13 protein-coding genes are annotated in these 15,064 nt (G+C 68.3%); 7 read left to right on the top strand and 6 right to left on the bottom strand.

Features of this window, described 5'->3' with window-relative positions; translation table 11 throughout:
- Positions 1-194: 194 nt before the first annotated feature.
- The 6 genes from CFB49_RS24760 to CFB49_RS24735 form a co-directional block, all read right to left on the bottom strand.
- The gene (locus CFB49_RS24760; RefSeq protein ID WP_089492839.1) at positions 195-977 is read right to left on the bottom strand and encodes a lytic transglycosylase domain-containing protein; all 783 of its coding nucleotides are present in this window, start codon (positions 975-977) and stop codon (positions 195-197) included.
- Positions 977-1,651: a type III secretion system export apparatus subunit SctR gene (sctR, locus tag CFB49_RS24755; RefSeq protein ID WP_006480865.1), complete on the bottom strand. Its 675-nt coding sequence runs from the start codon at positions 1,649-1,651 to the stop codon at positions 977-979. Before sctR ends, CFB49_RS24760 begins: the two co-directional genes overlap by 1 nt.
- Before the next feature lie 3 nt (positions 1,652-1,654).
- Entirely contained in the window at positions 1,655-2,809 is a 1,155-nt protein-coding gene (sctQ, locus tag CFB49_RS24750; RefSeq protein ID WP_089492573.1) for a type III secretion system cytoplasmic ring protein SctQ, read from the bottom strand.
- 424 nt (positions 2,810-3,233) lie between these two features.
- Complete coding sequence (locus CFB49_RS24745) at positions 3,234-3,632, bottom strand: winged helix-turn-helix domain-containing protein (protein ID WP_069619381.1); 399 nt, start codon at positions 3,630-3,632, stop codon at positions 3,234-3,236.
- Positions 3,633-4,011: 379 nt separating this feature from the next.
- Positions 4,012-6,222: a xanthine dehydrogenase family protein molybdopterin-binding subunit gene (locus CFB49_RS24740; protein WP_089492572.1), complete on the bottom strand. Its 2,211-nt coding sequence runs from the start codon at positions 6,220-6,222 to the stop codon at positions 4,012-4,014.
- A 2-nt stretch (positions 6,223-6,224) separates the two neighbouring features.
- Positions 6,225-6,686: a (2Fe-2S)-binding protein gene (locus CFB49_RS24735; protein ID WP_069619379.1), complete on the bottom strand. Its 462-nt coding sequence runs from the start codon at positions 6,684-6,686 to the stop codon at positions 6,225-6,227.
- 181 nt (positions 6,687-6,867) lie between these two features.
- Here CFB49_RS24735 and CFB49_RS24730 point away from each other — a divergent pair, with 181 nt between their 5' ends.
- The 7 genes from CFB49_RS24730 (at position 6,868) to CFB49_RS24695 (ending at position 14,983) form a co-directional block, all read left to right on the top strand.
- Entirely contained in the window at positions 6,868-7,791 is a 924-nt protein-coding gene (locus CFB49_RS24730; RefSeq protein ID WP_069619378.1) for an AraC family transcriptional regulator, read from the top strand.
- Positions 7,792-9,635: 1,844 nt separating this feature from the next.
- Positions 9,636-9,959, top strand: coding sequence for a hypothetical protein (locus CFB49_RS24720; RefSeq protein ID WP_069619377.1), 324 nt, complete (start codon positions 9,636-9,638; stop codon positions 9,957-9,959).
- A gap of 112 nt (positions 9,960-10,071) precedes the next feature.
- Positions 10,072-10,662, top strand: a complete 591-nt coding sequence (locus CFB49_RS24715; protein WP_069619376.1) for a hypothetical protein — start codon at positions 10,072-10,074, stop codon at positions 10,660-10,662.
- A 73-nt stretch (positions 10,663-10,735) separates the two neighbouring features.
- Entirely contained in the window at positions 10,736-11,017 is a 282-nt protein-coding gene (locus CFB49_RS24710) for a hypothetical protein (protein ID WP_069619375.1), read from the top strand.
- Positions 11,018-11,061: 44 nt separating this feature from the next.
- Positions 11,062-12,714, top strand: a complete 1,653-nt coding sequence (locus CFB49_RS24705; protein ID WP_089436812.1) for a chemotaxis protein CheA — start codon at positions 11,062-11,064, stop codon at positions 12,712-12,714.
- A gap of 155 nt (positions 12,715-12,869) precedes the next feature.
- Complete coding sequence (locus CFB49_RS24700; RefSeq protein ID WP_069619373.1) at positions 12,870-13,454, top strand: hypothetical protein; 585 nt, start codon at positions 12,870-12,872, stop codon at positions 13,452-13,454.
- Between the two features lie 131 nt (positions 13,455-13,585).
- Positions 13,586-14,983, top strand: coding sequence for a sigma-54 dependent transcriptional regulator (locus CFB49_RS24695; protein ID WP_089492571.1), 1,398 nt, complete (start codon positions 13,586-13,588; stop codon positions 14,981-14,983).
- The last annotated feature ends 81 nt before the right edge of the window (positions 14,984-15,064 follow it).

Here is a 15,064-nt window from a genome sequence, read left to right as displayed (position 1 = left end):
GTGATCGTTCGAGTGTACGGACCCACCCGGCGACGGGAACGCCGCTGTTTCGTAGCGGCGGGAAGCGGCCGGCGCCCCGGCGTCGCGCGGGCTACGAGATGCGCGCGGCGGGCGGAAGCCAGGCCGCGCGACGTCGTTCGGACCCCTGAAAGCGGCGCGGGCGCGCGTGCCCGGCGCCGCCCGCGATCATGCGATCACTGATCGAGACACCGCACGCACAGCCGCTTCGCCTGGCTCGCCGGCAAGCCGCGGCACATCATCACGACCGGGCGCGCATGGCACGACGGTGCGTCGGCGGAGGCGGCCGGCAACGGCAGCCTGCGCGCGCGATCGGGCGGCGTGGTCGCGGCCGCGTCCATGCGTCGCTGCCGCGCCGGCGGCGGCACGTCGCGCACGACCGGGATCGGCTCGATGCCGCCTTCGTGCGCGTTGCGATGCGCGCTCGCGACGACGCGGCTCACGTAGCCGCTCGAGAAGCCGGTCGTGAAGTTGCCGCTGTAATAGCACGACAGCGCCGCGCGCAACGCGGCCTGCGTCGCGCGGCCGGTGCCCGACGAGCGCGCGAAGCATTCGGTCAGGATCGCGCCGCCGGCCCGCAGGTTGCGGCACGGCTCGAACATCGTCGCTTCATCGAGCCCGTATTTCGCGAAATTGCGTTCGTTCACCTGCGCGAGACCGACGCTGTAGCTGAAGCCGCGCGACGACAGTTCGCGCGCGGTCGCGCGCGCCTCGTCGAGCGAGGCGGGCTGGCGCGCCAGATGCCCGCCGACCACGCCGATCGCATACGGATTGAAGCCCGACTCGGTGCGCACGAGCGCGGCGAGCGTATCGGGGTCGACGTTCGGCGCGCACGCGCGCGCCAGTTGCGCGAAACCGGCGGCGGCGCCGGCTGCCTGCGCGACGCCGTGCGGCCCGCACGCGAGCGCGATCAGTGCGCACACGCACGCGGCGGCGGTTCGCAGGGCGCGTGCGCGCATCATCCGGCTCCGGCGACCCGATACGACAGCACGAGCCCGTGCACGAGCAGCGACCAGCCGTCGAGGGCGACGAACAGGAGCAGCTTGAACGGCACGGAGATCGTCGTCGGCGAGATCATCTGCATCCCGAGCGCCAGCAGGATGTTCGCGACCAGCAGATCGACGACGATGAACACGATGTAGATCACGAAGCCGATCTGGAATGCCTTCGTCAGCTCGGCGAGCGTGAAGCTCGGCACCAGCACGAGCAGGTCGTCGTCCTTGATGCCGTCCGCGCGGTTCTTCGGCCAGACCGACGTCGCGGTGCGCACGAAGAATTCGCGATCGCGCTGGCGCGTATGCGAGACGAGGAAATCCTTGATCGGCGGCAGCGCGGCATCGGCGAGCGCGCCGATGTCCGAGGTCGACAACTGTCCCGATGCATCGAAATGGCGCGCCTGCAGCGCGTCGCGGATCGACATCCCGACGGGCGCCATGATGAACAGCGACAGGATCAGCGCGATGCCGTTCAGCACCAGGTTCGGCGGCACCTGCTGGATCCCGAGCGCGGAGCGCAGCAGGCCGAGCACGACCACCAGCTTCGTGTAGCTCGTCACCATCAGCGCCGCGAACGGCGCGATGCCGAGCGCGGCGATCACCGCGATCAGCGCGACCGGATTCGGCAGGTTGCCCATCGTTCAGCGCTCGCGCGGCGCGGGTTGCGTCAGCGTGACGACGCGTACGCCGAGCTTCTGGCCGACCGCGATCAGATGACCGGTGCCGATCAGCATCCCGTTCGCGACGAGATGGATCACGCTCTGGTTGATGCCCTGCTGCAGCTCGATCACGGCGCCCGGCTGCAGCGCGCTCAGTTCGCCGAGCGGCATCGACGTGGGCGGCAGCTCGAAGCGCAGGTCGACCGCGAGGCCGTCGAGCGAGCGCGGGGCGTCGGCGGGCGGCGCGTCGTGCGTCGTCGGCGGCGCGGAGTCGGTGCGGGTCGGTTCCAAAGGCATCTCCCTGATTCGTTCGACGGTCAGCCGGTTGCCCGACGGCCGTCCGGTGATCTCCCACGCCGGCGCGGCGGGCAGCCGCGCGACGCACAGCAGGTTCTGCTCGTGCGCCTGCCAGCGCTCGATCGCGATGATGTCGCCGCCGACGACGTCGGCCAGTTCGGCCGTCGTCAGCTCGGTGCGGCCGATCTCGAACACGAGCGGCACGGGCAGGCTCGCGTAGGCCGCGCGCGCGTCGGCGAGCGCGGCCGGCGCGGCCGCGAAGAACACGGCCAGCGCATCCGGCGCGTCGAACAGCAGCGCGCCGTGGCAGCGCCACGCGGCGTCGGCGCGCCGCAGCTCGAACCGCAGCGCGGCCGGCGAGGCGCGCCAGGCCGGCGCGCCGTCGGGCGGCGGCAGCAATTCCACGCGCTGCCGCGTCGCCGCCTGCAGCACGGCCGCGAGCGGCGCGGCGAGATCGGCGAGCAGCGCCGCGCGGATCACGGCCGGGACCGCCGGGTCGGCCGCATCGCCGAGCCATTCGGTTTCCGCGATCGGGTCGATCCACAGCGTGCCGGTGGCCGGGCCGACGACGAAGCGGTACGCGTGCGCATCGGCGGCCGGCTCGGCGTCGACGCGCCAGCGTACCTCGTACGCGTGCTCGCCGAGCGTGACCGGGACGGCGCCCGTCGCGCAGTACGCATGCGACAGCCCGCGCGCGGCGGCGGCGGACAGGCGCGGCAGGTAGGGCGACGCGTCGAGCGCGACCGCGGCCGGCGCGGCGGCGGGCGGCGGGGAAGCGGCGGGCATGGCCCGGTTCGCGGCGTCGCCGGCGTCGGCATTCGTCAGGAACAGCGCAGGCACGGCGGGATCGGGGCGGATTCGGCGTCGGTTCGACGGGTTGTTCTGGTGCCGGCGGCGCCGAGGGGCGCGCGGCTGCTGCGTCGATTGTAGGGACGGCGATGGCCGCGTGCCGCGCCGGAATCCGTAGTCGCGACCGTCGTGCGCAGACGACGGGAGCGGGGCGCTACGAAGCGCGACGAAGTGCGACGGCGTGCGGCGGCGTGCGATGAAGCGGGCGGCGGCGTGCGATGAAGCGGGCGGCGCGACGGCTGGCGGTCAAAGGCAACCGCCGCGCGGAGGCGGCGGTCGGGGCGTGACTGGCTGACGGGGCCGGACGGCGGGCAGGCCGCATCCGGCTGACCGGCCGCGAAGGGCTGCGAATCCGCGCAGCGCGGTGGGGAGGCGTTGCCGGCGCGCCGCGAACGGGCGGCGCGCGGGTGCAGCGTTACGCGTAGTCGGCGGCCATCGCCGGCTGCGGCGCCGCGCGCACGATCGGCGCCGCGTCGTGGCGCTCGACGTGCGTCATCGCCGCACCGAACAGCACGAGGCGATAACCGACCGCGTAGATCGGGATGATGCGCAGGTTCTTGTCGTGTTCGAGCTGCAGCTTCGAACGGATCCGCGAGATATGGGTGTCGAGCGTGCGCGACGACACGCCGAGCTCGCGGCCCCACACGGCTTCCTGGATTGCCTGCCGCGGCACGACCTTGTTCATGTTGTCGAGCAGGAATTCGACGACGTCGAATTCGCGCGGGGTCACGTCAACGACCTTGTTGTCGATTTCGATCGTGCGGCGGACGAAGTTGATTTTTATGTTGTCGATGTACAGGTATTTGCAATCCATGGTGGCCCTCGCATGTCCGTAAAGGAGTGTTTGCGGGGTGCTGTGCTGCAACTTCCGGGCCAGGGGGAGGGCTGTGAGGCGGTGCGGGCAGGCGGCAATGGCGTGGACGGCGGGGAAGCGTTGAATTTAAAAGAATTTTTAACCGGGAACACCGGGCGGCCGATGAAACGGGCACGGTAATAGTGAAGGATTGTTACGTAGCATCGGGTGGCGACGTTACGGGCGTTACGTCTGACGTAACGTGGGAGGAGGTCCGGCCTTGGGGGGAGGCCGGATGAGATTGAGGGTGGATAACGAACCCTACGTCGAACCCTGCATCGGCGGCCGAAAAACACCGGCCACGGCGCATACCTCGCGCCGCAGCCGGCGTCCCGACACATCACGCCTTCGCGTTCTCCGCCGAATCGAACGGCAGCACGTAATGCCGCTTGCCCGTCGCCGCGAAGATCGCGTTCGCCACGGCCGGCCCGATCGGCGCGACGCCCGGCTCGCCGACCCCGGTCGGCGCCTCGGCCGACGGCACGATATGCACCTCGACCTTCGGCATCTCGGCCATCCGCAGCACGTGATAGCCGTCGAAGTTGCGTTGCTCGACCTGGCCGTCCTTCAGCGTGATCGCGCTGTGCATCGCCGCGCCGAGCCCGAAACCGATGCCGCCCTCCATCTGTGCGGCGACGATGTCGGGATTGATCGCGATCCCGCAGTCGACCGCGCACACCACGCGCTCGACCTTCACCTTGCCGTCCGCATCGACCGACACCTCGGCCACCTGCGCGACATAGCTCTTGAACGCCTCGGCCACCGCGATCCCGCGCCCGCGGCCCTTCGGCAGCGGCTTGGCCGGATCCCAGCCGGCCTTTTGCGCGGCCAGCTCCAGCACCGCGCGCATGCGCGGCTCCTTCGCGAGCAGGTCGCGGCGGAACGCGTACGGGTCCTTGCCGGCCGCATGCGCGGCTTCGTCGATGAACGCCTCGACCGCATAGGCCGTGTGAGAGCTGCCGACCACGCGCCACCACAGCACCGGCAGACCGACCTGGGTGGTGGTGAGTTCGACCGACACGTTCGGCACCGCGTACGGCAGGTTCGCCGCGCCCTCGACCGACGTCGCGTCGATTCCGTTCTTGACCATGAATGCCTCGAACGGCGTGCCGGCGAGGATCGACTGGCCGACGATCCGATGACGCCAGCCCACCAGCCGGCCGTCCGCGGTCAGGCCCGCGTCGAGCTTGTGGAAGTACATCGGCCGGTAGAAGCCGCCCTGGATGTCGTCCTCGCGGGTCCACTGCAGCTTGACCGGCTTGCCGTCTGCGCCGAGCGCCTTCGCGATCGACACGGCCTCGACCACGTAATCCGACCATGCGTTCGCGCGCCGGCCGAAGCTGCCGCCCGCATACAGCGTATGGATCCGCACCTGCTCCGGCTTCAGTCCGGCCGTCCTGGCCGCGTTGCCTTGGTCGACGGTCTGGAACTGGTCGCCGGCCCAGATCTCGCAGCTGTTCGGCGTCAGCTTGACGACCGCGTCGAGCGGCTCCATCGGCGCATGCGCGAGATACGGGAATTCGTACGTCGCGCTGATCTTGCGCGCCGCGCCGGCGATCGCCGCATCGGCATCGCCGTCCTTGCGCGCGGACGCGCCCGGCTTCTCGGCGAGTTGCCGGTATTCGCGCATCAGCGCATCCGAGCTGCGCTTCTCCGCCTTCGTTTCGTCCCAGTCGATCTTCAGCGCGTCGCGGCCCTGTTTCGCGGCCCAGAAGCCCGTCGCGACGACCGCGACGCCGCCCGGCACCTGCACGACCGAGACGACGCCCGGCACGGCCTTCGCGGCCGTCGCGTCGAACGATTTCACCGTCGCGCCGAAGCGCGGCGGCCGCTGCAGCAGCGCGACGCGCATGCCGGGGAACGTCGTGTCGAGCGTGAAATGCGCGGTGCCGTTCGATTTCGACGATGCGTCGACGCGCGGAATCCTGTGCCCGATCAGCTTGAAATCGGCCGGCTGCTTCAGCGTGACCTTGTCCGGCACCGGCAGCTTCGACGCATCGGCGACGAGCGTGCCATACGCGGCCGTCTTGCCGCTCTTCGCGTGCGTGACGACGCCGTTGGCGGTGGTCAACTCGGCGGCCGGCACCTTCCAGCGGGCCGCCGCGGCCGACACGAGCATCGCGCGCGCCTTGCCGCCCGCTTCGCGCAGTTGCTGCCACGAGTTCGCCATGGCCGAGCTGCCGCCCGTGCCCTGCATCGTGCCGAACGCGAGGTTCGCGTAGCGCTTCGCATCGGCCGGCGCGCTTTCGACGCGCACGCTCGACCAGTCGGCATCGAGCTCCTCGGCGACGATCGTCGCGATGCCCGTATATGCACCCTGGCCCATTTCGACGTGCTTCGCGATCACCGTGACGGCGCCGTCGGGCGTGATGCGCAGGAATGCGTTCGGCGCGAAATCGCCGGCCGGTGCGGTCGCGGCGAGCGCGCGGCGGCCGAGGCCGGCCCAGTCGAAGCCGATGGTCAGGCTGACGGCGGCAGCGGCGCCCGCGGCTTTCAGGAACGTGCGGCGCGACGGGCGCACCGCATCGGTGTGGTCGAGTTCGATCGTCATGGTCAGGCTCCCAGCGTCGCGGCCGCATCGTGGATCGCGGCCCGGATGCGGGCGTAGGTCGCACAGCGGCAGAGGTTGCCGTTCATCGCGGCGTCGATGTCCGCGTCGGTCGGCTTCGGGTTCTGTTCGAGCAACGCGGTGGCTGACATGATCTGGCCGGACTGGCAGTAGCCGCATTGCGGCACCTGCAGCTTGACCCATGCGGCCTGCACGGCCTTCGCGGGCTTGCTTTGCACGCCTTCGATCGTCGTGACGTGCTTGCCCGCGATGGCGGCGAGCGGCAGCACGCACGAGCGCACGGCCTGGCCTTCGAGATGGATCGTGCACGCGCCGCACTGCGCCATGCCGCAGCCGAACTTCGTGCCGGTCAGTCCCGCGTGTTCGCGAATCGCCCAGAGGACGGGCATCGACGGATCGGCGTCGAGCGTGACGTTCTTGCCGTTCAGGACAAACGAGGTAGGCATGTTGTGTGTCTCCGTGGGGAAAACCCGCCTTACGGACAGGTTAGCCGGGAGTGTGCGCGAGCAGCCGGTTTTTGCGTCTACCCAATCCTGCAAATTTATTGAACAATCCTGCAAATCCCCGGCACGCCGCAGGCCGTTTCGCTATGCTCGCGCGACACGGGAAATTATTCGAGGATGCGTCATGGACATGACCGATATCGTGGCGTCGCGCGAATCCGGGCGACGCGAACTGGCGTCGCTGATCGGCCGTTTCGCGCCGGCGGACGGCTCGCATTCGACGGCCGTGCCGGGCCTGATGCTGCATCGGCACACGCGGCCGGTCGATCTCGGCTGCGGCGTATCGCGCGCCGCGCTGGTCATCGCCGCGCAGGGCGCGAAGCGCGTGATCGTGGCCGGCCAGGCTTACGAATACGACACCCACAATTGCCTGATTACGTCGATCGACTTGCCGATCCTCTCGCGCGTGACGCGTGCGTCGGCGGACGAGCCGTACCTGTGCCTGTCGCTGACGCTCGATCCGCAGCGCATCGTCGAGCTGGCGGCCGAGATGCGGCTGCCCGAGCCCGACGCGGGCCCGGAAGGCGAGGGGATCGCGCTCGCGGAACTGACGCCGCCGCTGCTCGACGCGGCGCTGCGGCTGCTGCGGCTGCTCGATACGCCGGCCGACATCGCGGTCGTCGCGCCGCTGATCGAAAAGGAGGTGCTGTATCGGCTGATGACGAGCGGGCAGGGCACGCGGCTGCGGCACATGGCGATCGCGGGCAGCCAGACGCACCGGATCGCGCGCGCGATCGAATGGATCCGCGATCATTTCGCGGAGCCGATGCGCGTCGAATCGCTCGCGCAGGCGGTCAACATGAGCGTGTCGTCGCTGCACCATCATTTCAAGCACGTGACGACGCTGAGCCCGCTGCAGTACCAGAAGCAACTGCGGCTGCACGAGGCGCGGCGGCTGTTGCTGCGACAGGGCGGCGACGTCGGGTCGGTGGCGGCCGTCGTCGGCTACGAAAGCGCGTCGCAGTTCAGCCGCGAATACAGCCGGCTGTTCGGCGCGCCGCCGATGCGCGACGTCGTGCATCTGCGGAAGAAGGAGCTGCTCGGCTGACGGGCGGCCATCGATCGTCATTTCGCGACGGCGGCGCGTTGCGCTCGAGGATGTCGGCCGCGACGCGTGGCGGGCTCCGGTCTTGCGCAGTGCCGGGTCGCGCCACGGTTCGCGACTGAAATCGCCGCTCATCCGACGCAGGCCTTCATCGATATCGAACGTTTGTGTCTCACGCGTGAGTCTCGGGGGGCAGGGAAGTACCCACGGAGATGGCTGGATCGATACGGTTCGATGCGACGAAACGCGCGATGAGTCAAGCTTTCACGAGATTGAAGACGTGAAAGCTGTTTTGAATCGAAATGTTTCAGTGATGAGAATCAAGCGGGTAACTGACTGAGGGTGTCTATTCGATGAATCGACCGCCGTCGCTTCGTGCGCGAAAGGTGAATCGAATGGGAATGAAAAAAATGAAGGTGCCCGTCTGTGTCGGAATCGGACGTTTTCATTTGTTCGGTTATTGCGCCCGAAACATACCGGATGGCACGATTTTTCGCCGCGTGATCGTGCGGGTATTTTCACGGATGAATCAAATTCCTTTTGCATTTCAGGGTGAACCCGTGTTTCGGCCGTATCGGCGGCCGTTCGGTGGGGCGCATCGAGCGACCGGCCCTCGTTCGTCGGGGTAATGGACGGCTGCTGGCATGCCGCGACACGCGGTTTGTCAGCGGAAACGCGCGAACCCCGAGCGGGGAGTCGAGATTCGCCTCTCAAGATTGAAACACCCGTTCGCACGGGTGTCCGTCAACGCCCGGCAAGCCGGATTCTTCCATCAAATCGCGGTATTGCGTCACGATCTTCAATGATCGCTTTAGGGCGCGCCCCGTTATCGCGATACATTCATGAAACAAAAAAACGCCGTTTCCGGAGAAATGATCAGGCCTGACGGCCGCACGCCGGATGCAATGCTCGGTGGAATATCGCATGGCATGGGGTTTGCGATATGGGACGTACCGGCGAGCGGTCGACACGATGCAACAACGATGTGGGGGCGACCCGTTCGTCACGAGCCTGTCGGGGAAATGGCGATGAACACTATAAGCAGTGGCATGACCTGCGCGTGGGTTGCGCACCAAAGGGGTAGTCGGAACGATCGGGGTAGCGCTTGCGACGCAGTGCCAGCGTCGTCGGTAGCGCCTTGCCGATTTCCCGTCCTCCGCGCGCGCCGCATGCGGGCGCGGTCGTCGCTTCGCGCGGCAACCGGCCGACAGCGGTGCTCCACTTCATTCGGCATTCCCGGATGGGGCCTGCTGTTCGTGCCGGACAGCGTGGCGCCGATTCCTCTTCAACCGTGCAGCGCCGTTTCGATCGCGCCGGGCCAGTCCCTGCGCCGGCCGGACTAGATCGAACGCGCGTCGCCCGGGTTATCCGGAAGGCCTTGCTTCGTCAGCTCAGGGAGCAGACATGTCGTCTGGCTGCAATGCCGGCCCGTTATCGCCCGAATGAAGGGCACGTGTCGAGCGGGCGCTGCATTTTGCGGTAGTCAATACATTCGCCAATTTTCAATTCCGGAAACGGGTGCCAGTGCCGGCATTCGTTTTCGACGTGGTATTGAAAATCGCGAGCCGGAAAGATGTGTGCGTCATTTCGGTTAATTGAATCTAGGGTGTTTTTTAGACCGTCAGCAATGGTCGTAAAAATAATAGAAAACACCTACGCTTGAATTTTGGACAATTTAAAAACATAAAACTAGACTTCGTCTGGCAAAAAATAAAAAGCCGATTCGCGATAGAACAATGATTTGTGAATTTTATAGTAATCCTTATTTTTGAGGATTGCTCGCGGCTGGAAGGTCGATGGCGTGCGATCTTCCGTGCTCATTCTCTCCACGCCGTTAGGAGTCCACCATGAAGAAGCTTCTGATTGCAGCAGCAGTTCTGGCGGTTTCGGGTGCAGCGTTTGCCGGCAGCGGCACGGTGTCGAGCAGCAACTCGTCGAGCGGCGGCCAGACGATGGCCGGGGTCACCGGGTTCGGTCACTTCTCCGCGACCGATTCCGGCTCGGCGCTCGGCGCAGCCGGCGCATTGGCCGGCGGCCCCGGCAGCGGCTCGATCTCGTATACGAGCCACACGCAAACGTCGACGGTCGGCGGCTTCGGCTTCGGCGGCTCACAAGCGGGCGGCAGCAGCGGCGCGAACGCGGGATCGACCGGCTGGACGTATCACCACTAAGCCGCGACGCGTAGCGTTCGTCATTGGCTGGCGGGTCGGATGCCGGGCCTTGCCCCGTGCGGGCAGGCCCGGCTCCGCCACCGTTCGAACTTCCTCACGGCAAGGAATTGCTATGAAAGCCAAAGTCATTTTAGCGACAGCGCTCGCCGTCATTTCGTCCGCTGCGTTGGCGGCCGGATCGTCCACGACCAACCAGACGCAATCCGTTGCGGCGGGTGTTTCCGGTTCGGTGCTGGTCGGCTCCGGCAGCTATACCAGCAATTCGACTTCGACGGCCGGCGCGAATGCAGGCAGTACCGTGACACCCGCCGGCTCTGCCGGCACGGCGTCCGCGTATCACAACTCGACTTCGACGGCCAGCGGTTCGGGCACGAACGGGGGCGCGTTCGCGGCAGGCGGCGGGATCGGCGCCGCGGGTTCGTTCGCCGGAAACGGCAGCACGAACGAGAACGCGAATGCGCTTTCGGGAGGGGTGACCGCCACGATCGTACTTGGCGCGAACCACTACACGGCCACGGGCGCGAACGACCACGGGATGGCCAACGCGGGGGCCGTGGGGTGGACGGGCGGCGGCGGGTCGGGCGCGATCGCGGGCTCGAATCACTACAACACATCGACCGTGTGGAGTACCGGTCCGGCCGGTTCGCCGTCCGCATCGGGCGGAAGCCAGGGCGACTCGAGCGCGACCGGGAGCAGTCGTTAGTCAGGGGTGGGGGGGACCAGTTTCGCAGCGACGCTGGTCTCTTTTCCGCATTGTTGTCACGTAAGGAGTTGGCATGAAGCAGAACCTGATTGCCGCCGCTCTGATGCTCGCGTCTCTGACGGCGTATGGCGCCGACCGTGCTCCCGATGGTGTGCAATCGACTATGCAGACGTCAAACAACCCCGACCAGACAACCAAACCGTCAGAGCAACACACGCTTTCGTCGGGCAGTGCCATCGGCGGACCGGACACCCAGCAATGGCAGGGCATGTCGGCCGGCTCGTGGTCCCAGCTGGGCAGCGGCTGGAAGCAGTTCGGGGAAGCAGCGAAAACTGAAGGCATTCAGGGGAATTAGTACGGTTGCCTGGGTGGGAGGTCAAACCTCGTCCGGAGAGTGAAATGAACAGCAACAGGATCAAGGTGGCATGTGCGGCGATGTTCGCGATGACCACGATCGGTGCCCATGCGCAAACCGCCGATTCGACGTCGAGCGCGCAATCGTCGACGTCGTCGACCGCGATCAGCCAGGGCGGTGGGTCGAGCATGAATACGAACACCACGAGTTCGCGCGGCGGCAATGCCACCAGTTCCAGCGGCGTGCGCGGCAGCGGCAATTCGAGCGTGAACGTCAACGTGACGATGCCGTCCGGCACGGCCGGCGGCAACGTGACGCCGCAGAGCGTGAACTCGCTCCAGTCGTCCGGGGCGCCCGGCACCAACCCTTACAACACCCAGATCTCGGAAAACGTCAATTACTCGGGCACGCAGACGATCAAGACGAACCCGTCGATCCAGGCGCCCGGCCTCACGACCACGTTGTCCGATACCTGCATGGGCTCGGTGAGCGTCGGCGTGTCGTTCCCGGGGTTCGGCGCGACGGGCGGTACGACGCTGGTCGACCAGGCCTGCGTGCGGCGTCTCGATGCGCGTGAATTCCGTGCGATGGGCCTGACCGACGTGGCGCTCGCGCTGCTGTGCCAGAGCGACGCGAACCGGCGCGCGGTGGAAGCGACCGGACACCTGTGCCCGGGCACGAGCGCGCCGCTCGCGCGTTCGAACGTGGCGCCCAGCGTCGAAGCGACCGTCGCGGACGACATCAAGTATCGCGATCCGATCGTGCGCAACCGGATGGGCCTGCCGCCGCTTGGCTCGGCCGCGCCGGCGCCCGCACCGACGCGTCCGATCGAGACGGCTTCGATGCGCGCTGCGCCGGTTTCCGTGCCCGTGCCGGTTCCGGCGATGGCGCCTGTCGCCGCCGCTCCGGGCGTCGCGGCGCCGGCCGTGGCTGCAGTCGCGCCGGCTGTCGCAGCGCCGACGGCTGCCGCTGCGGTCCCTGCGGCAGCCGCACCCGTCGCGCCTGTTGCGGCCGCCGCCGCGCCCGCGGCGTCGGTCGTTCCGGCGGCCGCGATGGCAGCCGTGCCGGCTGTGGCCGTCATCGCCGCGCCGGCTGTGGCCGACAACGCATCGCCAGCACCTGCCGCGCCGGTGGCCGATACGAAGGCGCCGGAGCCCGCGCAGCCGATCGCCGACAAGGTGCCCGAGCCTGTGCCTGCCGCTGCCGACAGGGCCCCGGAGCCTGCGCCGATCGTTGCTGACCAGGCCGCCGAACCTGCGCCGGCCGTTGCCGACAAAGCGCCCGAGCCTGCCCCGACCGTCGCCGGCAACGCATCGAAGCCGATGCCGGCCGCGACCGACGCTGCGCAGGCCGCAGGCGAGCCGGTGGCCGAACCGATGCCGGCGGCAGCCGTCGCCGCGGCGCCGGCAGCCGACACGAAGGCTGCAGCGCCCGCGCCGCAGGCAATCACCGAAGCGCGTGCACCGGAGGCCGCGCGGCCTGCGATCGCCGCGGCGTCCGCCGACATGCAGGCAGCCGACGCGACCGTGCCGGACGCGGTCGAAGCGGCTGGCACAGCGGCTGCACATGCGGCCGGCATGCGTGCATTGACCGATCCGCTGCAAGCATTGCCGCCGGCCACGGTCGACCGGCAGGCCGCACCGGCTGCACCGGTCGCGCCGGCGCCGACCGTCATCTCGACGAGTACCTCGTCGTGAGCGTGCGGGCCGGTCTGCCGTACGACCGGCGCGCCGGTCGCGCGGCAGGCGTTCGGCCCGATGCCCGACCGTCTTTCCGGTTTGACGGGTGTTGTTCCGATCCCCGAGGTCAACACCTCTTTTTGCGTGACGAGGATGCAGGGAGGGCCTCAATCATGAGGATCTTTTGGGTCGCTTTGCTGCTGGCCAGCGTGCAAGCCGCTGCGCAGTCGGTTTTCCAGAATCCCGCGGTCTTCGTCATCCTGAACGAGCAGACCCTCGCGAACGCCGCGAGCGTGCAGCAGGCGCTATCGACGCTCGGCCGTCCCGACAACACGGCATGCGCGCCGATGATGATGATCGGCGACCCGCAGATGGTCTACATGATGCCGGAGGCGGGCCACGCGCCGTCGTGGCAATCGCCGGTGTACGGCCGCGGTGCGCCGTTCGACGCGCAGAGCGGGCCGAAGCCGATCGGCAGGACGGTCGGCGCGATGCAGCACACTGGGGACATGCAGACGCAACCGTGGAGCGACGGCAGCGCGATCACGCAGAAGATCGCGGGCGAGTCGAGCGTCACGGCGGCGGACCGGGTGAACGAATGGCGGCACACCGGGCTCGACAGGATCGAGACGGCCCGCGCGTCGGACGTGACGGTGAACGGCAAGACCTACCGCGCCTACCGCGACGATCTCAACGGCCAGGCGCAACCCGTCGTCGAGCCGCAGATCTACACGCAGCGCGTCGTGTTCTGCCGATGACGCATCGATTCGAGGACGGAGCGGCGTCGCGCCGCGGGACTGCGAGCCCGCGACGCGCGATCGGGAAACGGCTGCTCCGATACACAACCTTATGCGGCGAGGCGATCGTGAACCAGTGCTGTCAGTTCGGCATGTCAGGCCCGCAGGATGTCGAACGGCGGGTGAGCGCGCTGCCGTTCGTCGCGGTCCGTCACCCCCCCGTCGGGCCGTCGCGGCCGCTCGTCTACCTGTCGCGGCAACACGATGCCGCGCTCGTCGATGTGCTCGCGTCGCGCGGCTGGGACGTGAGGCGCGCCAGAACCGTGGCGGACGCGCTGAATCTCGTCAAGGCGAACCGTCCGCACGCGGGCATCGTCGATTTCGCCGGTTTCGCGGCGCCGGACGTCGCGTCGTTCGAGGCGCTGCTGCGCGACCCGCGCGTCGGCTGGGTCGCGCTCGCCGACGGCGAGCGGCTGCGCGACATCACGATCGCGCGCCTGATCCGCCGCTGCTGCTTCGACTATGTGCGCAATGCGGCGGCCTATACGACGATCGGTTATCTCGTCGGCCATGCATACGGGATGCTGACGCTCGCGGACGGCGATCCGGCCGCGGAAGCACCGCCGCCGGGCGGCGCGATGATCGGCGCGTGCGACGCGATGCGCCGGCTGTTCGCGACGATCCGCAAGGTCGCGAACACCGAGGCGAGCGTGTTCATCGCCGGCGAATCCGGCACCGGCAAGGAGCTGACGGCGGCGGCGATCCACCGGCAGTCGCAGCGTGCCGACGCTCCGTTCGTCGCCGTGAACTGCGCGGCCATCCCGACGACGCTGCTGCAATCCGAATTGTTCGGGCACGAGCGCGGCGCGTTTACCGGCGCGCACCAGCGCACGATCGGCCGCATCGAGGCCGCGCACGGCGGCACGCTGTTTCTCGACGAAATCGGCGACATGCCGTTCGAGAGCCAGGCGAGCCTGCTGCGGTTCCTGCAGGAGGGCAAGATCGAGCGGCTCGGCGGGTACGCGTCGATTCCGGTGGACGTGCGGATCGTGTCGGCGACCCACGTCGATCTCGAGGCCGCGATGCAGGCCGGGCGATTCCGCGCCGACCTGTACTACCGCCTGTGCGTGCTGCGTATCGACGAGCCGCCGCTGCGCATGCGCGGCCGCGACATCATGCTGCTCGCCGATGACGTGCTGCGGCGCTATCGCGGCGACGGCTCGTACCGGATTCGCGGCTTCACGCCGTGCGCGATCGCGGCGATCCACAACTATCCGTGGCCCGGCAACGTGCGCGAGCTGATCAACCGGATCCGCTTCGCGGTCGTGATGACGAACGGCCCGCTGATCTCGGCCGCCGATCTCGAGCTGCGCCCGTACACGTCGTTGCGGCCGCCGTCGCTCGCGCAGGCGCGCCGGCAGGCCGAGCGGAACGCGATCGAGGAAACGCTGCTGCGTCACCGCCACCAGCATGCGGACGCCGCGGCGGAGCTCGGCGTCTCGCGCGCGACGCTGTACCGTCTGATGAACACGCACGGGCTGCATGGCTGACACGCCGCGGCGCGCGAGCGCTCAAGACCTCGCGGCGGCAGCCGTTAAAACATCAAATGGCCCCGGCCGGCGCGCGCATCG

This window comes from Burkholderia sp. AU17457 (genome assembly GCF_002223255.1).
GTDB classification, from domain to species: domain Bacteria; phylum Pseudomonadota; class Gammaproteobacteria; order Burkholderiales; family Burkholderiaceae; genus Burkholderia; species Burkholderia sola.
The sequence above is the reverse complement of the archived record's forward strand: the minus strand, read 5'-3'. Positions and strand labels throughout refer to the sequence as shown.